This window comes from Nocardioides ungokensis (assembly GCF_013466985.1).
In the GTDB taxonomy this organism is placed as follows: Bacteria; Actinomycetota; Actinomycetes; order Propionibacteriales; family Nocardioidaceae; genus Nocardioides; species Nocardioides ungokensis.
Window position 1 is genome coordinate 634,395 of the sequence record NZ_CP059164.1, and the last position, 20,734, is coordinate 655,128.

The following is a 20,734-nucleotide window of genomic DNA, read 5'->3' on the forward strand; positions in this document are numbered from 1 at the left end:
GAACCCGTCTCCCTGTCTGGACCCGTGATGCGCGACACGCCGCATCAATTCGCATTGAAAAAGGTAAGTCGAGTAGTCTTGCCGACATTGCCGAGAAAGGCCCCGGTTCCACGGGGCGGGAAAGAGATGCGATGAAGACAACGATCAAGGTTGCGGCGGTTGCGGCCGCCGGGGTGCTGGCCTTGACCGGCTGCTCGGGCTCCTCGAGCGCGGACACCGCCCACACGGTCAACCTGGTGGGGTACTCCGTGCTCGAGCAGGCCAATGCCGAGCTGATCAAGGCCTTCCAGCAGACCGACGCCGGCAAGGGTGTCGACTTCAAGGAGTCGTACGGCGCGTCCGGCGACCAGAGCCGTGCCGTCGCGGCCGGGCAGGACGCCGACGAGGTGCACCTGTCCCTCGAGCCCGACGTCACCCGGCTCGTCGACGCCGGGATGGTGGACAAGAACTGGAAGGACAACGCGACCGACGGCATGTGCTCGCAGTCGATCGTCGTCATGGTGGTGAAGTCGGGCAACCCGAAGCACATCACCAGCTGGTCGGACCTGACCAAGCCCGGTGTCGGCATCGTGACGCCGAACCCGGCCTCGTCCGGCTCGGCGAAGTGGAACCTGCTCGCGGCGTACGGCTCCGTCCTCGCCGACGGCGGCAGCGCGGCCGACGCCGACAAGTACATGAAGGCGTTCTTCCACAACGTGGCCGCCCTGCCCGACAGCGGGCGTGACGCCACCACGGCGTTCACCGGTGGCACCGGTGACGTGCTGCTGTCCTACGAGAACGAGGCCATCCTGGCCCGCCAGAACGGCACCGACTTCGACTACGTCGTTCCCGACTCCTCGATCCTGATCCAGAACCCCTGCGCGCTCACCACGGACGCCTCGAAGTCCGCCCAGTCGTGGATGGACTTCCAGAAGAGCAAGGAGGGGCAGAAGCTCTACGCCGAGACCGGCTACCGCCCGCTCGAGGACGTCGGCGACGTCACCGTCGAGGGCGCCAACGACCCGAGCAACCCCTTCCCCGAGCCGAAGAAGCTGCTCACCATCGACAAGGACTTCGGTGGCTGGGGCGTCGCGAACGACAAGTTCTTCGGCGACGGCACCGACGGAGCCCCGACCGGGATCCTGACCAAGATCCAGTCGGAGGCGGGCCAGTAGTCATGGCCACCGCTTCCGCTGTGGCGGACGGCCGACCGGCGCGCTGGCGCCGGTCGGCTTCGTCCGGTTCCCTGACTGCCGGGTCGAGCCTCGGGCTCGGCGTGGCCATGATCTGGTTCAGCCTGCTGGTCCTGATCCCGCTCTCCGCGATCGTCGTCAAGGCCGCCGGGGGCGGCTGGTCGACGTTCGAGCACGTCCTCGCCAGCGAGCAGACCCGGTCCGCCCTGCAGCTGACCGTGCTCTCCTCGCTGGCCGTCACCGCGGTCAACATGGTGATGGGCACGATGATCGCCTGGATGCTGGTCCGCGACCGGTTCCGGGGCATGGGCCTGCTCGACCTCCTGATCGACATCCCGTTCGCCATGCCGACGATCGTCGTCGGGCTGGTGCTGCTCTCGCTCTACGGCCCGGACAGCCCGATCGGGGTCGAGATCCAGAACACCCGGTGGGCGGTCCTGCTCGCCATGGCCTTCGTGACGCTGCCGTTCATCGTGCGCACGGTGCAGCCGGTGCTCGAGGAGCTCGACACCGATGCCGAGGACGCGGCGGCCTCCCTGGGGGCTGGCCGGTTCACGACGTTCCGGCGCGTGATCCTGCCCGCGCTGGTGCCGGCGATCTTCGCGGGCGCGGCGCTGTCGTTCGCGCGTGGCATCAGCGAGTACGGCTCACTGCTGCTGATCTCCGGCAACCTGCCGGGGCGCACCGAGGTCGTCTCGGTGCGGCTGTTCTCGTTCCTCGAGGGCGGGAACCTGGCGGCAGCCGCGGCCGTGGCCACCGTGATGCTGGTCGTGGCGCTGCTGGCCATCGTCACGCTCGACATCGTGCAGAGGCGGGTGGCGCGTCGTGTCTAGCCCCAGCACCACCGTCTCCACCAGCTCGCCGGTCGTGAAGTGGGTCCTGCGGCTGGTCGTCGTGGCCTACCTCTTCCTGCTGCTGGTCTGGCCGACCTGGTTCCTCGTGAAGAACACCTTCGCCAACGGGATGACCGGCATCCAGGAGGCGCTCGCCGACCCCGACGTCGTGCACGCCCTCCAGCTCACCGCGCAGATCGCGGTGGCCTCGGTGGCCATCAACACCGTCTTCGGCGTCGGCATCTCCCTGCTGCTGGTCCGCCAGCGCTTCATCGGCCGGCGGGTGCTCTCGGTCCTCATCGACCTGCCCCTGTCGGTCTCCCCGGTCGTGGTCGGCCTCGCGCTCGTACTGGTCTACAACGGTCAGTTCGGGTGGTTCGGCCCGTGGCTGGAGGCGCACGGCCTGCAGGTCGTCTTCGCCATGCCCGGCATGATCCTGGCGACCTGCTTCGTGATCCTGCCGCTCGTCGTCCGCGAGGTCGTGCCGGTGCTCGAGGAGCTCGGCGAGGACCAGGAGCAGGCGGCCCGCAGCCTGGGGGCCAACGCCTGGCAGACGTTCTGGCGAATCACCCTGCCCGGCATCCGCTGGGCGGTGGTCTACGGAGTCGTGCTCAGCCTCGCGCGAGCCCTCGGCGAGTTCGGCGCGGTCAAGGTCGTCGCCGGCAATGTCGGCGGGGAGACCCAGGTCGCCACCGTCCTCGTCCAGCAGAAGTACCAGGGCTTCGAGCAGGACACGGCGTACTCCGTGTCGTTCATGCTCGTCCTCGCGGCCGTGCTGTGCCTCGTGGTCGTCGCCCTGCTCCGCCCGAAGGAAGGCAAGAAATGAGTATCGACGTCTCCCAGGTCTCCAAGCGCTTCGGTGACTTCGTCGCGCTGGACGACGTCTCGGTGTCCCTGCCCACCGGCCAGCTGACGGCCCTCCTCGGCCCGTCGGGTGGTGGCAAGTCCACGCTGCTGCGGATCATCGCCGGCCTCGACTCGGCCGACGAGGGGTCCATCAGCATCGAGGGCGTGGAGGCCACGAAGCTGCCGGCGCGCAAGCGCAACGTGGGCTTCGTGTTCCAGCACTACGCCGTCTTCAAGCACATGACCGTGGCCAAGAACGTCGCGTTCGGCCTGGAGATCCGCAAGCGGCCGAAGGACGAGATCGCCCACCGGGTCGACGAGCTGCTCCGGCTGGTGCACCTGCAGCAGTTCGCGCACCGGCTGCCCTCCCAGCTCTCGGGTGGACAGCGGCAGCGGATGGCGCTGGCGCGGGCCCTGGCGGTCGAGCCCAAGGTGCTGCTCCTCGACGAGCCGTTCGGCGCGCTCGACGCCAAGGTCCGCAAGGAGCTGCGTGACTGGCTGCGCCGGCTGCACGACGAGGTCCACGTGACCACGGTCTTCGTGACCCACGACCAGGAGGAGGCCCTCGAGGTCGCCGACGAGATCGTGGTGATCAACGAGGGCCGCGTCGAGCAGGTCGGCACCCCCGACACGCTCTACGACGAGCCGGCCAACGACTTCGTCATGGGCTTCCTCGGCGAGGTCACCCAGCTCGGCGGTCTCACCCTGCGCCCGCACGACATCGACGTGTCGACCACTCCGCTGCTCGCGGGGGCCACGCCCGGCACCATCACCCGGCTGCTGCGGGTCGGCTTCGAGGTCCGGGCCACGGTCACCACCGACGCCGGCGAGGAGGTCACGGTCGTGATGACCCGCACCAGCTCGCGCTCGCTCGGGCTCGACCAGGGCGCGAAGGTCTGGCTGACGCCGGCCAGTGGCGCCACCACGGTGCCCGCGATGCGGTCCGTCGCCTCGGTCGGCTGACCCCGTCGTACGCACGGGTCGGCGTCCGATCGCCGAGTCGGCGCTGCTTGACCTCGTCGCCCTGGGGCTCCTCGGTCAAACAGCGCCGACTCGGCTCGGTTCGGCTTCCTTGGGCAGTTCACCGACTACCGGTTCGTCAGCGCTGCGCGCTGCCTCACCGGTAGTTGGTGAACTGCACCGCGAAGTCGTAGTCCTGGCCGCGGACGAGGGCCTGGACGGCCTGGAGGTCGTCGCGCTTCTTGGACGAGACGCGCAGCTCGTCACCCTGGATCTGCGCCTTGACGCCCTTGGGGCCCTCGTCGCGGATCAGCTTGGAGATCTTCTTGGCGTCCTCGGAGGTGATGCCCTCCTTGAGCGTGATCGAGATCTTGCTCTGCTGCCCGGACTGCCGGGGCTCGGAGGCGTCGAGGACCTTCAGGCTCACGTCGCGCTTGACCAGCTTGCCCTTGAAGACGTCGAGCACGGCGGTCGCGCGGTCGTCGGCGGACGCCGAGATCTCGATGGCCTGCTCTCCCTGCCACTCGATGGTGGCCCCGGTGCCCTTGAAGTCGAACCGGGTGGAGATCTCCCGGGCGGTCTGCCCGAGGGCGTTGTCGACCTCCTGGCGATCGATCTTGCTCACGATGTCGAACGACGAGTCGGCCATGGTGCTCCTCCACTTGCTGGGGTCAACGGGCCCCGTGGTTTTCTCCCGAGATCGGGGCTGCGCTATTCTTTCGCTTCGTCGTCGGACGGCCAAACGCCGGTCCCGTCGACACCCAAGGCAGGTTGCCCGAGCGGCCAATGGGAGCGGACTGTAAATCCGTCGGCTTTGCCTTCGAAGGTTCGAATCCTTCACCTGCCACTGACGCCCTGGTCCCCGGACCGGGGCGTTGGTCATTTCCGAGGTTCGGCGTCCCAGGCCAGCGCCAGCCGGCCCTCGGGAGTACGACGCACGCGGACGCCGTACGCCCGGCTCGTCCGGTCCAGCACGCCCTCCAGCCACCTCACGTCGTCGGGGCCGGCGCGCTCGAGCCGGAGCCGGCGCGACCGGTACGGCAGCAGCTCGGCGGAGCGCAGGGCCCCGTCGGGGGCGAGCGAGACCCGGTGGAGCAGGTGCAGGTCGCCGTGGAACTCCTCGTGGCCCGCGATGCCCTCGTAGTCGTTGACGAAGTCGCCGCAGCCGTGGATCACCAGGCGGCCGTCGTGCACCTCGAGCGGGCGCGGGTGGTGCGAGGAGTGGCCGTGCACGACGTCGGCACCCGCGTCGACGAGCCGGTGGGCGAAGGAGACCTGGTCGCGAGGGACGTCGTACCCCCAGTTCGGGCCCCAGTGCACCGAGACGACCACGACCGACCCCAGCCGCTTCTGCGCCTCGACGCGTCTGCCGACCCTCGCGGCCGTCGCGTCGGTCAGGTCCGGGAGCAGGTCCACGCCGGACCGGTCGGTTCCCGCCGCCCACGAGCGCGGGACCCCGCTGCTGGCGTGTGCAAGCGCGATCACGGCCACCCGGGTGCCGTCGCGCTCCACCACCGCCGGCGCCTGCGCCTGCAGGAGGTCGCGGCCCGCACCAGCGGACGCGAGCCCGGCCGAGGCCAGCACGTCGAGCGTCTCCGCCAGGCCCCGGCGGCCGAAGTCGAGGACGTGGTTGTTCGCGAGGACGCACACGTCGGGCCGAGCGGTGACGAGGCAGCCGAGGTTGTCCGGGTTCATCCGATAGTTCACGGCCTTGCCGGAGGCGAAGTCGCCGCACCGGGTGATGCTGGTCTCGAGGTTGAGGATCCGCACGGCCTCCGACGACCCGAGCTCGGCCAGGGCGTCGCCCCAGGGCCAGTCGTCGTCCACCGGCCACGGGACCGGGCCGCTGGCGGCCTCGGCGAGGTCGACGTAGTCGCGCGCGTCGCGCACGTACGCCTCCCTCAGCGTCGGGTCGCCGGGGTGGGCGAGGACCTGGTCGATGCCGCGGCCCAGCATCACGTCGCCGCAGAGCAGGAGCGTGAGGGTCCCGTCGCCCGGGGTCATCTGCCCAGCATCCGCCGGGCCGGCGACCGGCGTGGCGGGTCGACCGACGCGCCAGGCCGGGACCTTGGCCACTCGCCGTGGCCCGACCCGTCGGGTTTGCATCGATGCAGGGCAGCTCCGCAGGACCTCCGGTCCGGCTGGTCCGGTCGTGAGGAGGGTGACGATGTCCGTCTCGGCAGAGTCGGTGCCGGTCGAGGTGACGTTGCGTGGCCACGTGGGGAGCCACGCCCGGGACTACGCCCGGGACAAGGTGGCCGCGGCACTGGTCGGCGAGCGGCCCAGCCGCCTGCACGCCCACGTCGTCCTGGAGCGCCGGGCCGACCCGGCCGTGACGCGGTCGAACCGCGCGGAGGTGACGGCCGACGTCGGGGGCGCCGTGCTGCGTGCCCACGCGGTCGCGGCCTCGATGGGCGAGGCGGTCGACGAGATGGAGTCCCGGCTGCGACGTCAGCTGGTGCAGCTGCGTGACCGCACCCGGACCCGCCACCGCTGGACCGGGATCGCCGGTGAGCACGAGTGGCGGCACGGGGACCTGCCCCGCGAGGCGGAGCCCTGGTTCCCCCGCCCCGCGGAGTCCCGGGAGGTGCTCCGGCGCAAGACCTTCGCCGCGGAGCCGATGACGGTGGACGAGGCGGCCTGGGAGATGGACCTCCTGGACCACGACTTCTACCTCTACACCGACCTGGCGTCCGGAGAGCCCGCGCTGGTCCGTCGGCTGCCGGAGGGTGGGTACGCCGTCCGCGGCGGCGCCGAACAGGACGCCGTCGCCGAGGTGACCCGCGAGCCGGCCCCGCCCACCCTCACCGACGGGGAGGCACGGACCCGGATGGACGCCGACGGGGAGCCGTTCGTCTTCTACGTCGACGCCGCCGGCGGTGGCGGCCGCGTGCTCTACCGGAGGTACGACGGGCACTACGGGCTGATCGAGGCCGGAGGCTGAGCGACGCCTACGGGGTGGTGTCGATCCGGAGCTCGCCGGTGTTGAGCGGGGAGTCCTTGCGGGAGACCAGCTCGCGCCGCTCCTCGGGGCTCATCGCCTCCACCGCAGCGGCCACGTCGGCGGGGAACCCCGTCACCTCGGGCGCCTCGGCCAGCGGCACGACGGTGTGCACCACGCGGTCGTCGTACAGGTGCATCAGCGTGACCGCCTGGTGGCCGTCGACGCCGGACACGAACCGCGCCAGCGGCGCCGGGTCCATCGTGTAGCAGGTCGCGGCCGCCACCGATACCGGGATGCCCGCGAAGGTCGACCAGGACGTGAAGTGGAAGTGCCCGCCGAGGATGCCGCGCACGTCGGTGCCGGCCAGCACGTCGGCGAGCCGGGGCTGGTCGAGCAGCTCGATGATCTGCGCCGCGGGCACCGTCGGCACCGGGATCGGCGGATGGTGCAGGGCGAGCAGCGTGCCGTGCGGCGCGGGGGTGGCCAGCACGTCGCGCAGCCACGCCAGCTGGTCGTCGGTCAGGTCGCCGTGGTGGTAGCCGGGCACGCTGGTGTCCAGGGCGACGATCCGCAGGCCGTCGACCTCGTGGACCCGGTCCTGCGGGGTGTCGTCGTCGGCCTCCGCCCCGAACAGCGCGGCGGCGTACGGCGCCCGCTCGTCGTGGTTGCCCATCACCCACACGACCTCCGCGCCCATCCGTGCCGCGGCCGGCTCGACGATCGCGCGGAGCCGCGCGTACGCCGCGGGCTCGGCGCGGTCCGCGAGGTCGCCGGTGAAGACGAGGGCGTCGGGTCGCGGGTCGAGCCGTGCCAGCCGCTCGAGGGACCGGGCGAGCCCGGCCTCGGTGTCGACGACGCCGTACTGCAGGCGGTCGGCGAGCAGGTGCGGGTCGCTGACGTGGGCGATGACGTGGCGCGGGGCGGGGTACTGGCCGAACTGCACCTCGTCAGGTTAGTCACCCCGGCCTAGGGTGGCCGGACGGTCACGCTCTCGAGGAGGACACGATGTCGCAGCAGTCCGAGACGGTCTTCACCTATGGCGCCCCGCAGCTGAAGTTCGGGTCCGGTGCGTCCAACGAGGTCGGCTACGACCTCTCCCAGTACGGCGTCTCGCGGGCGCTGGTGGTGACCGACCCGGGTGTCGCCGCGACCGGGCTGCCGCAGCGGGTGGCCGACCAGATGGGCCGGTTCGGGATCGAGGCGCTCGTCTTCGACGGTTCCCACGTCGAGCCGACCGACGAGAGCATGCAGCAGGCCATCGACTTCGCCCGCGACGCCGGGCCCTTCGACGCCTACGTCGCGGTCGGCGGCGGGTCGAGCATCGACACCGCCAAGGCCATCAACCTGCTGATGACCAACGACGGCGAGCTGATGGACTACATCAACGTGCCGGTCGGCAAGGGCGCGAACCCCGAGCGGCCGCTCAAGCCGCTGGTCGCGGTGCCGACCACCGCCGGCACCGGCAGCGAGAGCACGACCGTCTGCGTGCTCGACGTGCTGAGCCTCAAGGTGAAGACGGGCATCAGCCACCCGCGGCTGCGGCCGACGCTGGCCGTGATCGACCCCGACCTCACCGTCACCCAGCCGCCCGGGGTGACCGCGTCCTCCGGCATGGACATCCTGTGCCACGCGCTCGAGAGCTACACGGCGCGGTGGTACACGACGTACGACCGCAAGCAGCCGGAGCAGCGGGTGCCCTACTGCGGCTCCAACCCGATCGCCGACATGTGGTCGGAGAAGGCGATGTCGCTCCTGGGAGCGTCGTTCCGTCGCGCCGTCCACCACGGCGACGACCACGACGCCCGCCACGACATGGCCCTCGCGGCGACGTTCGCGGGGATGGGCTTCGGCAACGCGGGTGTGCACATCCCGCACGCCAACGGCTACCCGATCGCCGGTCGGGTGCGCGACTTCCACCCCAAGGACTACCCGGCCGAGCACGCGATGGTCCCGCACGGGATGTCGGTCTCGCTGACGGCGCCGGAGGCGTTCCGGTTCACCTTCGACGCGGCTCCCGAGCGGCACCTGCGGGCGGCCGCCCTGCTCGACCCGAGCGTGTCGGTCGACGGCGGCTCCGCCGACACGCTGCCGGGCGTGATCATCGACCTGATGCGCGACATCGACATCCCCAACGGCATCGGGGCGGTCGGCTACGGCGAGGACGACGTCGACGACCTCGTCGAGGGCACCCTCAAGCAGCAGCGCCTGCTGACGACCTGCCCCAAGGACGTGACCGCCGAGGACCTCGCCGGGATCTTCCGGGCCTCGCTCGAGCTCTGGTAACCGCCGAGTCGGCGTTGCTTGACGCCCAGAGAGCGTCGAGTCGGCGTTGCTTGACGCCCAGAGAGCGCCGAGTCGGCGCTGTTGTCCGCCGAACGTCGTACACCTGCGCCGACTCGGCGTGCTCAGGCGGGGTGGTGGCCCAGCAGGCCGAGCGCGAAGCGTGAGTACTCCTTCGCGATCTGCTCCGGGGTGGTCGGGCCGTCGGGGTGGAACCACTGGGCGAGCGAGGTGCACATCGTGGCGATCGCCTTGCCGGCGTCGGCGGGGTGGCTGACGCCGAGGCGCTGCTGCGCGATCGCGTCGGCGATGAGGTGGTCGAGCAGCTCCTGCACGTGGGTGCGCAGCCGGGCGATGCGCCGGTAGCTCTCCGGCTCCAGGCTGCGCATCTCGCTGGCCCCGATGAAGGCCAGGTCGTTGCGCCGGGCGTGGTAGAGCGCGAGGGCCTCGACGAAGAGCGCCACCCGGGCCACCGGCTCGGTGCCCTCGTCCCGGGCCTGCTCCACCCGCCAGATCAGGTCGGTCATGGTGAGGTCGAAGACCCGGACCAGCAGGTCCTGCTTGCTGGCGTAGTGGTGGTAGACGCCGGGCACGCTCATGTTCGCCAGCTCCGCGATCGAGCGCATGCTGGCGCCGTGGTAGCCGATCGCCACGAAGGCGCGGATCGCCCCGGCCAGCACCCCGTCGATCGGCAGCGGGGCGAAGTCGCGCCAGTGCCCGGTCGGCTCGGTGACGGTCGGCTCGGCCGGGATCGCGGGGGCGGGGTGCGCGGCCTGCGGTGCGGCCCCGGCGACCAGCGCCGAGACCGGGACGTCGAGGACCGCGGCGACGCGGCGCAGGCGGTCGACCGAGATGCCGGTGCGGTCGTTCTCGATCGCGCTCACGGTCGCCGGGCTGACGTCGAGCCTCGAGGCCAGCTCGCGCAGGGTCATGCCGTGCAGGAGGCGCTGGCGGCGTACGGCGGCGCCCGCGGTGGGAGCCTCGGTGTCGGTCACGAGTTCAGATTACCTGAACAAGGATCTATCGCGGTCGTGCGGCCCGCCGTGTCGCTGCCGGCAATTCTCAGGCTCCTTTCCGTTGACTTCCGCGCGAAGGCCGTGTGACGCTGCTCTCATCCTGTTCAGTTCGCCGAGCGATCGCTCTGTCTGCCGGAGGTTCAGATGACCGAAGTGCCCACCATGGATGAGCTCCTCAAGGACGCCCCGACCAACTGGGGGAAGTGGGGCCCCGACGACGAGGTCGGTGCGCTGAACTACCTCACGGCCGGGGAGGTCCTGCGCGGGGTGCAGCACATCAAGTCGGGCCAGGTCTTCACCCTCCAGCGCCTGATCGGCGACCCGTTGGGTGACCCCGTGTGGCCCGGCCGGGCACCCGCCGAGCGCACCCAGATCCTCGACGAGTCCTCCTGGGACGGCGCGGACGCTCCGCAATTCCCGGGTGGCCTGCACTACGCCGACGACAAGATCGACGCCTTCCTCCAGGGCTCCACGCAGTACGACGCGCTCGGCCACGTCTGGTACGGCGGCCAGATCTGGAACGGGTACGACGCCCGCACCACCGTCGGCGGCCTCGACAAGGCCAGCGTGGCCCCGATCGCCGAGCGCGGTGTCGCGGGCCGGGGGATCCTGCTCGACATGGCCCGCTACCGGGGCAAGGACAACCTCGACAAGGCCGAGACCTTCACCCATGAGGACCTGATGGCCTGCGCCAAGGCCCAGGGCACGGAGATCGAGAAGCACGACATCCTGATCATCCGGACGAACTTCCTCAAGCTGTTCTTCGAGCAGGGCGAGGCGTTCTACGAGGGCTTCTGCGAGCCGGGCCTGACCTACAGCCCCGAGCTGGTGTCGTGGTTCCAGGACATGGAGATCCCCAACCTCGTCACCGACACCATCGCCAACGAGGTCACCACGGACCCCGAGAACGGCACCGCGCTCCCGCTGCACTGCGCGCTGATGCGCAACTTGGGAGTCACCCTGACCGAGATCTGCGACCTGGAGAAGCTGGCGGCGTCGTGCGCCGAGGACGGCCAGTACACCTTCCTCTACGCCGCCGCGCCGCTGAAGGTGAACCTGGCCAGCGGCTCGCCGGTCAACCCGCTCGCGATCAAGTGACGGCGCGCCCCGTGACGACGTACACCGAACGGCCCTGGCTGGCGCTCTACCGGGACGGGACGACCGCGCACATCACGCCCGAGCACGAGACGATGCTGGACCTCTTCCGCGCCACCGTCTCGCGGTCTCCCGACGCGGTCGCCCTCCGCTACTTCGACGGCACGCTGACGTTCGCCGACCTCGACGCGAGGTCCGACGCGCTCGCGGTCGCGCTCGCCGAGCACGGCTTCGCTGCCGGCGACCGGCTCGCGATCTACACCCAGAACAACCCGGCGTTCGTGGTCGGGCTGCTCGCGGCGTGGAAGGCCGGCGGCGCGGCGGTCGCCATCAACCCGATGAACAAGGCACGCGAGCTGACCTACCTGCTCGCCGACTCGGGGGCGACGGCGCTGCTGTGCCTCAAGGAGCTGTACGCCGCGGTGGCCAGGGACGTGATCGCCGGCGGAGAGGTGCGAGTGCAGACCGTGTTCACCTGCTCCCCGCTCGACGAGCAGGACCGCGACGACCAGCGCCTCTTCGCGGGCGCCGCCCGCACCGGCGCCGTCGAGGGGACGCTCGACCTCGCGCGGGTGTTCACCGAGTACGCCGGCCGCTCGCCCGAGCCGGTCTCCCCGCGGGGCGAGGACGTCGCCGTGCTCACCTACACCTCCGGGACCACCGGCGTGCCCAAGGGTGCGATGAACACCCACGCCAACATGGCGTTCAACTCCCAGACCTACCGGGACTGGATGGGCCTGGGGCCGGACGACGCCGTTCTGGGCGTGGCGCCGCTCTTCCACATCACCGGGCTGATCGGGCACGTCGGCATCGCCCTGCTGGCCGGATGCCCGCTGGTGCTGGCCCATCGCTTCGAGCCCCACGTGGTGATGGACGCGATCCGCGAGCACCGTCCGACGTTCACCGTCGGGTCGATCACGGTCTTCATCAGCCTGTCCGGCCTCGAGGGATCGACGCGGGAGGACTGGTCGTCCTTCCGGATGCTCTACTCCGGCGGGGCGCCGATCGCCCCCGCGGTCACCGACCAGTTCCAGGAGAAGACCGGTCTCTACATCCACAACATCTACGGGCTGACGGAGACCAACAGTCCCTCCCACGCCGTACCTCTCGGGGTGAAGGCGCCCGTCGACCCGACGTCGGGCGCGCTGTCGGTGGGCGTCCCGGTCTTCGACACGGTGGTGCGGATCCTCGACGAGGACGGCAAGGAGGCGCCGGTCGGCGAGATCGGCGAGATCGTCACGGCCGGCCCCCAAGTGGTGCCCGGCTACTGGCAGAAGCCCGAGGCCACCGAGCAGTCGCTACCGGGCGGCGAGCTGCGGACCGGCGACGTCGGCTTCATGGACGAGCGGGGCTGGTTCTTCCTCGTCGACCGCAAGAAGGACATGATCAACGCCGCCGGCTACAAGGTGTGGCCGCGCGAGGTCGAGGACGTCCTCTACGGGCACCCGGCCGTGCGTGAAGTGGCGGTGGTCGGGGTGCCCGACGAGTACCGCGGCGAGAGCGTCAAGGCCTACGTCTCGCTCAAGCCCGGGGTGAGCGCGACCGAGCAGGAGCTGATCGACTACGCCCGCGACCAGATGGCGGCGTACAAGTACCCCCGTTCCATCGAGTTCCTCGACGAGCTGCCCAAGACCACGACCGGCAAGATCCTCCGGCGCGAGCTGCGCGCGCCGACTGCGTGAGCGCGGACGACGCCGGGCCTGGTGAGTGGGCGCACCTGGTCCGGCTGGACCGGCTCGGGCCGGCCCTCGCCGTCGAGCTGGGCGATGACGCCTGGCGTGAGTGCACCGCCGAGCTGGTCAGTGGCGGCAAGTCCAACCTGACCTTCGAGGTGGCCAGCCGGGCCGGCGTGGTGATCCTGCGCAGGCCGCCGTCGGGATCCCTGCTGCCCAGCGCCCACGACATGGGCCGCGAGGCGCGGGTGCAGCGGGCGCTGCGCGGGACGGACGTGCCGGTGGCAAGGGTGCTGCTCGAGGACCGGACGGACGCCCTGGTCGGTGCGCCGTTCTACGTGATGGAGAAGGTGGACGGGCACGTGATCCGCTCGACCTTGCCCACGGGGTACGCCGAGTCGGACGCCGAGAAGGTGGCCATGGCCGACGCCCTGGTCGACGTCCTCGTCACGCTGCACGCTGTCGACCCGGTCGCGATCGGGCTGGCGGACTACGGCCGCCCGGACGGCTTCCTCGAGCGACAGATCAGGCGCTGGAGTGGGCAGTGGGAGAAGTCCCGGACCCACGAGGTGCCCGCGGTCGACGAGCTCGGGCGCCGGCTGGCGGCGGCCCTGCCGCCCACCCAGCGCTCCGCGATCGTGCACGGCGACTATCGGCTGGACAACTGCCTGATGGACCTGGCCGACCCCGGTCGTGTGGCCGCGGTCCTGGACTGGGAGCTGTCCACGCTGGGCGACCCGATGACCGACCTGGGACTGCTGCTCTTCTACTGGCGCGAGCCGGGGGAGTCCGAGCCCTCGCTCACCCCGGCCGTGACCGCGACCCCGGGCTTCCCGGGGCGCGCTCACCTCGCGGAGCGCTACGTCGCCGCGACCGGCGCCCACCTCGAGGACCTCGCGTTCTACGAGGCGTTCGCCCACTTCAAGTTCGCGGTCATCGCCCAGGGCATCGCCGCCCGGGTGGCGGCCGGCGTGATGGCCGGCCAGGACTTCGGTGACCTCGACAGCGAGGTCGCCCGGATTGCCGAGGACGGCCTGGCCCGCCTCGCACAGGAAGGCTGACCGATGGACTTCGCACTCTCGCCCCGCGCCGAGGAGACGTGTGCCCGGATGTGGGACTTCATGCGTCAGGAGGTCTTCCCGGCCGAGGCCGACTACGCGGCGTACCTGCGCGAGCACGGCGACCACGCCTACCCGCCGGTGATGGAGCGGCTCAAGGAGTCGGCCCGCGAGCGCGGACTGTGGAACCTCTTCCTGCCGCACGTCTCCGGCCTGAGCAACCTGGAGTACGCCTCCGTGGCCGAGGTCTCCGGCTGGTCGCCGGTGATCGCGCCCGAGGTGATCAACTGCCAGGCCCCCGACAGCGGGAACATGGAGACGCTGGACCTCTTCGGCACCGACGAGCAGAAGAAGCGGTGGCTCGAGCCCCTGCTGGCCGGGGAGATCCGGTCGGCGTTCGCGATGACCGAGCCGGACGTCGCGTCCTCGGACGCCACCAACATCACCACCCTGATCACCCGCGACGGCGACGACTACGTGATCAACGGCCGCAAGTGGTGGATCAGCGGCGTGGCCGACGAGCGCTGCGAGATCTTCATCGTGATGGGCAAGACCGAACCCGACGCGGCCACCCACCGGCAGCAGTCGATGATCCTGGTCCCGCGCGACACCCCCGGCCTCTCGATCGAGCGGCACCTGCCGATCTTCGGCTACCAGGACCAGCACGGGCACTCCGAGCTGGTGTTCCGCGACGTGCGGGTGCCGGCCGAGAACCTGCTCGCCGGCGAGGGTGACGGCTTCATGATCGCCCAGGCGCGGCTGGGTCCCGGCCGCATCCATCACGCGATGCGGGCGATCGGGATGGCCGAGCGGGCACTGGGGCTGATGGTGGACCGTGCGAAGTCCCGCGTGGCCTTCGGGCGCCACCTCTCGGAGCAGGGCGTCGTGCAGGAGCTCATCGCCCGGTCCCGCATCGAGATCGACCAGGCCCGGCTGCTCGTCTACAAGACCGCGTGGCTGATCGACACCGTCGGCGCCCGGGGAGCGCGGACCGAGATCGCGGCGATCAAGGTGGCCGCCCCGGCGATGGCCACCGCCGTGATCGACCGGGCGATCGAGGTCTTCGGTGCCGCCGGCGTCAGCGACGACACCCCGCTGGCCTACTTCTACGCCTGGGCGCGGGTGCTGCGCATCGTCGACGGCCCCGACGCCGTCCACCGCCGCTCGATCGCCCGCGAGGAGCTGGGCCGCGAGCGCCCGTACGTCGGCTGAACCGCCGAGTCGGCGTTGCTCGACGCACGCACCTCGCCGAGTCGGCGCTGGTGTACCGGTCGGGCTGTCAACCAGCGCCGACTCGGGGTGGATGTCGGGTCAACCAGCGCCGACTCGGGGGTGCTCACCCGTGCGGGTGTGCCCTCCGCGATCGCGACTGACGGACTCTGGAGGCCGTGACCCCGATCACCTCCACCCGTTGTCAGGGGCGTCGGGTCCGTCCTAGGGTTCCAAGAGACAGAACGTTCATTCCACGATGTGGAATTACTGCCGGGAGGCTCGGAGATGGCAGGACGAGTGCAGGTCGCTGGGCTCGACGTGGCGGAGGTGCTGCACCGCTTCGTCACCGAGGAGGCGCTGCCGGGCTCCGGCGTGGAGCCCGAGGCGTTCTGGGCGGGGGCGGCCTCGATCATCCACGACCTGGCGCCGCGCAACCGCGAGCTGCTCGCTCGCCGCGAGGAGCTGCAGGCGCGGCTCGACGAGTGGCACCGCCAGCACCCGGGCACCCCCGACCCGCAGGCCTACACGGCGTTCCTGCGGGAGATCGGCTACCTGCTCGACGAGCCCGGGGAGGTCACCGTGACCACCGCCGACGTCGACGACGAGGTGGCGCGCATCGCCGGCCCCCAGCTCGTGGTGCCGCTACTCAACGCGCGGTTCGCGACGAACGCCGTCAACGCCCGGTGGGGCTCGCTGTACGACGCGCTCTACGGCACCGACGTCGTCCCCCGGGAGGGCGACCTCGCCCCCGGTGACGACTACAACAAGGTCCGCGGCGACGAGGTCATCGCCCGCGGCCGGGCCTTCCTCGACGAGCACTTCCCGCTGGCCTCCGGCTCGCACGCCGACGCCACGTCGTACGCCGTGGACGGCGACGGTCTGGCCGTGACGGTCAAGGACGACGTCGTCCGGCTCGCCGACCCGGCACAGCTGGTCGGCCACCGTGGAGACCCCGCGGCGCCGGAGGCGGTGCTGCTCGTCCACCACGGCCTGCACGTGGAGCTCCAGGTCGACCCCGACGACCCGATCGGTGCCACCGACGCCGCCGGCGTGAAGGACCTGCTCCTCGAGTCCGCCGTCTCCACGATCATGGACCTCGAGGACTCGGTGGCGGCCGTGGACGCCGACGACAAGGTGCTCGGCTACCGCAACTGGAAGCGCCTCATGGAGGGCACCCTCGCCGAGGAGGTCACCAAGGGCGGCAAGACGTTCACCCGGTCGATGAACCCCGACCGCACCTACGCCACCGCCTCCGGTGAGGACGTCACCCTGCGTGGCCGCTCGCTGCTGTTCATCCGCCAGGTCGGCCACCTGATGACCACCGACGCGGTCCTCGACCGGGACGGCAACGAGGTCCCCGAGGGCATCCTCGACGCGATCATGACCGCGCTCGGCAGCTTGAAGGACCTGCGCGGCGAGTCGGAGCTCGCCAACTCACGGACCGGCTCGATGTACGTCGTGAAGCCGAAGATGCACGGCCCGGACGAGGTCGCCCTCGCCGTCGAGCTCTTCGGCCGGGTCGAGGAGCTCCTCGGCCTGCCGCGGCTGACGATCAAGGTCGGCATCATGGACGAGGAGCGGCGTACGTCGCTCAACCTCAAGGCCTGCATCAACGAGGCCCGGGAGCGGCTGGCCTTCATCAACACCGGCTTCCTCGACCGCACCGGCGACGAGATCCACACCTCCATGCAGGCGGGCCCGATGGTCCGCAAGAACGACATGAAGGGCGAGACCTGGATCCAGGCCTACGAGGACCTCAACGTCGACATCGGCCTCGAGTGCGGCCTCCTCGACCACGCCCAGATAGGCAAGGGGATGTGGGCCGCGCCCGACAGCCTGGCCGCGATGTACGACGCCAAGGTCGGCCACCCGCAGGCGGGCGCCTCGTGTGCCTGGGTGCCCTCGCCGACCGCGGCCACCGTGCACGCGCTGCACTACCACCGGGTCGACGTGCGGGCCCGCCAGGAGGAGCTCCGGCGGGGCGGCCGCCGCCGCGACCGCGAGCAGCTGCTCGAGGTGCCCCTGGGCGACCCGGCGTCGTGGTCGGAGGAGGACCGCCAGGCCGAGATCGACAACAACCTCCAGAGCCTGCTCGGGTACGTCGTCCGCTGGGTCGACGCCGGGGTGGGCTGCTCCAAGGTCCCCGACATCACCGGCGAGCCGCTGATGGAGGACCGGGCGACCTGCCGGATCTCCGCGCAGCACGTCACCAACTGGCTCCATCACGGCGTGGTCAGCATCGAGCAGGTCGAGGAGACGCTGCGCCGGATGGCCGCGGTCGTCGACGAGCAGAACGCCGGCGACTCCTCCTACGCCCCGATGGCGCCAAGCTTCGACGGCCAGGCGTTCGCCGCCGCCCGCGAGCTCGTCCTGGAGGGGCTCACCCAGCCGAGCGGCTACACCGAACCGATCCTGCACCGCCACCGAGCCCTGAAGAAGCAGGAGGGGAGCGCCTCGTGAGCAGCCTGGACCTGGAGACCGCCCGCCGGATCGTCGCCGGAGCCCGCGCCCACGCCGCCCAGGCGGGGTTCAAGCCGCTGACCGTGGTCGTCCTCGACGACGGCGGCCACGTGGTGGTCGTCGAGCGCGAGGACGGCTCGTCGATGAAGCGCTTCGAGATCGGCTTCGGCAAGGCCCACGGCGCCCTCTCGCTTGGCATGGGCTCCCGCTCGATCATGGGCCGGGCCGAGCAGCAGCCCTACTTCATCGCGGCCGTCACCTCGGCCGTCGGCGGTGCGCTGGTGCCGGTGCCGGGCGGGGTGCTGGTCCGCGACGCCGACGGGGCCCTGCTGGGGGCGGTCGGCGTCACCGGTGACACCTCCGACAACGACGAGGCCGCAGCGGTCGCCGGCATCGAGGGCGCCGGGTTGACCGCGCAGGTCGACTGAGGGGAGCCGGGGGATGACCAGCACGGACAGGGCAGGCATCGCCGCGGTCGCCCGCCGGGCCGCGGAGCTGCTCCCGGACGCCGACGTCATCACCGACCGCGCCCGGCTGCGGACCTACGAGTGCGACGGGCTGACCCACTACCGGGTCACCCCGGCGCTGGTCGTCGTCCCGGAGACCGCGACCCAGCTCGCCGCCATCGTGGCGGCCTGCGCCGAGCACGGCGTGCCCTTCGTGGCCCGTGGCTCCGGGACCGGCCTGTCCGGGGGTGCCCTGCCGCACGCCGACGGAGTGCTGGTGGTGACCTCGCGGATGCGGGCCATCCGGGAGGTGCGCCGCGAGGACCAGCGCGCGGTCGTCGAGCCCGGTGTCATCAACCTCGACGTCACCCGCGCCGCGACCCCGCTCGGCTACTACTACGCCCCCGACCCGTCGAGCCAGCAGGTCTGCTCGATCGGCGGCAACCTCGCGGAGAACTCCGGCGGCGCGCACTGCCTGAAGTACGGCTTCACCGCCAACCACGTGCTCGCGGCCGACCTCGTGACGCCGGACGGCGACCTGGTGACCCTGGGTGGCGCCGCCCCGGACAGCCCCGGCTACGACCTGCTCGGCGCGGTGATCGGCTCCGAGGGCACCCTGGGCATCGCCACCTCCGTGACGCTGCGGCTGACCCGGCTGCCGGAGGAGGTGCGCACCGTGCTGGTCGGCTTCGAGTCGACCGACCAGGCCGGCGCCGCGACCTCGGCCATCATCGCCGCCGGGGTCCTGCCCGCCGCGATCGAGATGATGGACGCGCTGGCGATCGAGGCGGCCGAGGCGGCCGTGCAGTGCAACTACCCGGCGGGTGCCGGTGCGGTCCTGGTCATCGAGCTCGACGGTGCGGCCGACGAGGTCGCTCAGGAGTACGACGAGGTCGAGCGGCTGTGCCGCGACCACGGTGCCTTCGAGCAGCGGCTCGCCACCGACCCCGCTGACCGGGCCCTGATCTGGAAGGGCCGCAAGTCTGCCTTCGCCGCCGTGGGTCGGATCAGTCCCGACTACATCGTCCAGGACGGCGTCATCCCGCGCACCGCGCTCCCCGAGGTGCTCCACGCGATCGCCGAGCTGTCCTCGTCGTCCGGCGTCCGGGTCGCCAACGTCTTCCACGCCGGCGACGGCAACCTGCACCCGCTGGTGCTCTTCGACGACGCGGTCGAGGGCGCCGGCGCGGCGGCCGAGGAGGTCAGCGGCGCGATCCTCGACCTGTGCATCCAGCACGGCGGCTCGATCACCGGCGAGCACGGCGTGGGCGTCGACAAGTCGGCGTACATGCCGCGGATGTACTCCGAGGAGGACCTCGACACCATGCAGCTGGTCCGGTGCGCGTTCGACCCGCACGGCATCTCCAACCCCGGCAAGGTCTTCCCGACGCCTCGCCTGTGCGGCGAGGTGCCCGGGCGGCACAAGGGCCCGCACCCGCTGCAGGAGGCCGGGCTGGCGGAGGTGTTCTGATGACGTCGACCGACGTCGCCGACGCCGCCCGCCGCGCGGTGGCCGAGACCTGCGAGGTCCGCGACCCGGAGCCCCTCGACGGTGTCGACGGGGTCGTCCCCGGCCTCGTCGCGCGGCCCACCTCGACCCAGGGCGTGGCCGCGGTGCTGCGCGCGGCGGCGGCCCACCGGCTCACGGTGGTGCCGCGCGGACGGGGAACCAAGCTCTCGTGGGGACGACCGCCGACCTCGGCCGACGTGCTCCTCGACCTGGGCGGGCTCGACCGGCTCCTCGACCACGCCGCGGGCGACCTCATCGTCGCCGTCGAGGCCGGGATGTCGCTGGCCGACCTGCAGCAGCAGGTCGCCGACGCGGGCCAGCGCCTGTGCGTCGACGAGACCGTGCCCGGCGCCAGTGTCGGCGGCACGCTCGCCGCCAACACCAGCGGTCCCCGGCGCCTCGTGGCCGGCACGGTGCGCGACCTGCTCATCGGGATCACCGTGGTGCGCGCCGACGGCGTGGTCGCCAAGGCGGGCGGCAGGGTCGTGAAGAACGTCGCCGGCTACGACCTCGGCAAGCTCATGGTCGGCTCGTTCGGCACCCTCGCCGTGGTCACCGAGGCGACGTTCCGCCTGCACCCGGTGCCTGCCGCGCGCCGCTGGGTGACGGCTCCGGTGGAAGACGCCCGGCACGCGCAGCGGCTCGCCCAGGAGGTCATCCACTCGCAGTCCGTCCCGGCGGCGGTCGAGATCGACTGGCCCCCCGCGGCCGGCGGCGTGCTGACGGTGCTGCTCGAGGGCAGGGCCGCCGGCGTGGAGGCGCGTGCCGCGACCGTCCGTGGCCTGCTGGGTGACTTCGCGACCGAGAGCGACGAGCCGCCGGCCGGCTGGTCCGGCTACCCGTGGGGGAGCTCGGGCGACCCGGCCGAGCGGCCCACCGCGCTGAAGCTCACCTTCGTGCTGTCCGGCCTCGCAGCCGTGCTGACCGCCGCGCGTGAGCTCGTCGGGGACGTGCCGATCACGCTGAGCGGCTCCGTGGGAGCCGGGGTCGTGCAGGCGGCGATCCCGGCCGGGACCCCGGTCGAGGCCGTGGCCTCGGCGGTCGCCCGGCTGCGCGAGACGTGCTCCCGGCACGGGGGCAGCGCCGTGGTCCTCGACGGCTCGGCGGCGGTGAAGCAGGCCGTCGACCTTTGGGGTCCGCTGCCGGCGCTGGACCTGATGCGCCGGGTGAAGGACCAGTTCGACCCCGACCACCGGCTCTCGCCGGGCCGATTCGTGGGAGGCATCTGA

General features: G+C 71.5%; 18 protein-coding genes and 1 tRNA gene. 15 read left to right on the plus strand and 4 right to left on the minus strand.

The features are described 5' to 3' along the window. Nucleotides 1-131 precede the first annotated feature (131 nt). The 4 genes from H0S67_RS03195 to H0S67_RS03210 are packed head-to-tail and all read left to right on the plus strand — an operon-like array spanning nucleotide 132 to nucleotide 3,814. The gene (locus tag H0S67_RS03195) at nucleotides 132-1,154 is read left to right on the plus strand and encodes a sulfate ABC transporter substrate-binding protein (RefSeq protein ID WP_180935416.1); all 1,023 of its coding nucleotides are present in this window, start codon (nucleotides 132-134) and stop codon (nucleotides 1,152-1,154) included. 2 nt (nucleotides 1,155-1,156) lie between these two features. Then, entirely contained in the window at nucleotides 1,157-2,005 is an 849-nt protein-coding gene (gene cysT, locus H0S67_RS03200) for a sulfate ABC transporter permease subunit CysT (RefSeq protein WP_180935417.1), read from the plus strand. Next, the gene (locus tag H0S67_RS03205) at nucleotides 1,998-2,831 is read left to right on the plus strand and encodes a sulfate ABC transporter permease (RefSeq protein WP_246355084.1); all 834 of its coding nucleotides are present in this window, start codon (nucleotides 1,998-2,000) and stop codon (nucleotides 2,829-2,831) included. Before cysT ends, H0S67_RS03205 begins: the two co-directional genes overlap by 8 nt. Next, a complete protein-coding gene (locus H0S67_RS03210; RefSeq protein WP_180935418.1) occupies nucleotides 2,828-3,814 on the plus strand; it encodes a sulfate/molybdate ABC transporter ATP-binding protein in 987 nt (328 codons plus the stop codon). Before H0S67_RS03205 ends, H0S67_RS03210 begins: the two co-directional genes overlap by 4 nt. A 154-nt stretch (nucleotides 3,815-3,968) precedes the next feature. Here the strand turns inward: H0S67_RS03210 and H0S67_RS03215 are convergent, their stop codons facing one another. Next, on the minus strand, nucleotides 3,969-4,460 hold the full coding sequence (locus tag H0S67_RS03215; RefSeq protein WP_180935419.1) for a YajQ family cyclic di-GMP-binding protein: 492 nt from the start codon (nucleotides 4,458-4,460) through the stop codon (nucleotides 3,969-3,971). 116 nt (nucleotides 4,461-4,576) lie between these two features. On the opposite strand from H0S67_RS03215, the gene H0S67_RS03220 reads away from it, so the two are divergent. Beyond that, nucleotides 4,577-4,658: transfer RNA gene (locus H0S67_RS03220), tRNA-Tyr, on the plus strand. 32 nt (nucleotides 4,659-4,690) lie between these two features. On the opposite strand, the gene H0S67_RS03225 is transcribed toward H0S67_RS03220, so the two are convergent. After that, complete coding sequence (locus tag H0S67_RS03225) at nucleotides 4,691-5,815, minus strand: CapA family protein (RefSeq protein WP_180935420.1); 1,125 nt, start codon at nucleotides 5,813-5,815, stop codon at nucleotides 4,691-4,693. Nucleotides 5,816-5,978: 163 nt separating this feature from the next. Between H0S67_RS03225 and H0S67_RS03230 the strand changes: the two genes are divergently transcribed. After that, the gene (locus tag H0S67_RS03230; RefSeq protein ID WP_180935421.1) at nucleotides 5,979-6,755 is read left to right on the plus strand and encodes a ribosome hibernation promotion factor; all 777 of its coding nucleotides are present in this window, start codon (nucleotides 5,979-5,981) and stop codon (nucleotides 6,753-6,755) included. A gap of 7 nt (nucleotides 6,756-6,762) precedes the next feature. On the opposite strand, the gene H0S67_RS03235 is transcribed toward H0S67_RS03230, so the two are convergent. Continuing rightward, a complete protein-coding gene (locus H0S67_RS03235) occupies nucleotides 6,763-7,698 on the minus strand; it encodes a phosphodiesterase (protein WP_180935422.1) in 936 nt (311 codons plus the stop codon). A 62-nt stretch (nucleotides 7,699-7,760) separates the two neighbouring features. On the opposite strand from H0S67_RS03235, the gene H0S67_RS03240 reads away from it, so the two are divergent. After that, entirely contained in the window at nucleotides 7,761-9,038 is a 1,278-nt protein-coding gene (locus tag H0S67_RS03240; protein ID WP_180935423.1) for a hydroxyacid-oxoacid transhydrogenase, read from the plus strand. A 122-nt stretch (nucleotides 9,039-9,160) separates the two neighbouring features. On the opposite strand, the gene H0S67_RS03245 is transcribed toward H0S67_RS03240, so the two are convergent. Continuing rightward, the gene (locus H0S67_RS03245; protein ID WP_246355085.1) at nucleotides 9,161-10,030 is read right to left on the minus strand and encodes a TetR-type transcription factor C-terminal domain-containing protein; all 870 of its coding nucleotides are present in this window, start codon (nucleotides 10,028-10,030) and stop codon (nucleotides 9,161-9,163) included. 165 nt (nucleotides 10,031-10,195) lie between these two features. On the opposite strand from H0S67_RS03245, the gene H0S67_RS03250 reads away from it, so the two are divergent. The 8 genes from H0S67_RS03250 (at nucleotide 10,196) to H0S67_RS03285 (ending at nucleotide 20,734) form a co-directional block, all read left to right on the plus strand. Next, the gene (locus tag H0S67_RS03250) at nucleotides 10,196-11,149 is read left to right on the plus strand and encodes a cyclase family protein (protein ID WP_180935424.1); all 954 of its coding nucleotides are present in this window, start codon (nucleotides 10,196-10,198) and stop codon (nucleotides 11,147-11,149) included. 11 nt (nucleotides 11,150-11,160) lie between these two features. After that, complete coding sequence (locus H0S67_RS03255) at nucleotides 11,161-12,828, plus strand: class I adenylate-forming enzyme family protein (protein ID WP_219635450.1); 1,668 nt, start codon at nucleotides 11,161-11,163, stop codon at nucleotides 12,826-12,828. Further along, nucleotides 12,825-13,880 (plus strand): phosphotransferase family protein, encoded by a 1,056-nt coding sequence (locus H0S67_RS03260; protein ID WP_180935425.1) that lies wholly within the window; start codon nucleotides 12,825-12,827, stop codon nucleotides 13,878-13,880. The genes H0S67_RS03255 and H0S67_RS03260 overlap by 4 nt, the downstream gene beginning before the upstream one ends. Before the next feature lie 3 nt (nucleotides 13,881-13,883). Next, nucleotides 13,884-15,089: an acyl-CoA dehydrogenase family protein gene (locus tag H0S67_RS03265; protein WP_180935426.1), complete on the plus strand. Its 1,206-nt coding sequence runs from the start codon at nucleotides 13,884-13,886 to the stop codon at nucleotides 15,087-15,089. Between the two features lie 285 nt (nucleotides 15,090-15,374). Next, nucleotides 15,375-17,549, plus strand: coding sequence for a malate synthase G (locus H0S67_RS03270; protein ID WP_180935427.1), 2,175 nt, complete (start codon nucleotides 15,375-15,377; stop codon nucleotides 17,547-17,549). Next, complete coding sequence (locus H0S67_RS03275) at nucleotides 17,546-17,977, plus strand: GlcG/HbpS family heme-binding protein (protein WP_180935428.1); 432 nt, start codon at nucleotides 17,546-17,548, stop codon at nucleotides 17,975-17,977. The genes H0S67_RS03270 and H0S67_RS03275 overlap by 4 nt, the downstream gene beginning before the upstream one ends. Before the next feature lie 13 nt (nucleotides 17,978-17,990). Then, complete coding sequence (locus tag H0S67_RS03280) at nucleotides 17,991-19,466, plus strand: FAD-linked oxidase C-terminal domain-containing protein (protein WP_180935429.1); 1,476 nt, start codon at nucleotides 17,991-17,993, stop codon at nucleotides 19,464-19,466. Next, nucleotides 19,466-20,734, plus strand: a complete 1,269-nt coding sequence (locus H0S67_RS03285; protein ID WP_180935430.1) for an FAD-binding oxidoreductase — start codon at nucleotides 19,466-19,468, stop codon at nucleotides 20,732-20,734. The genes H0S67_RS03280 and H0S67_RS03285 overlap by 1 nt, the downstream gene beginning before the upstream one ends.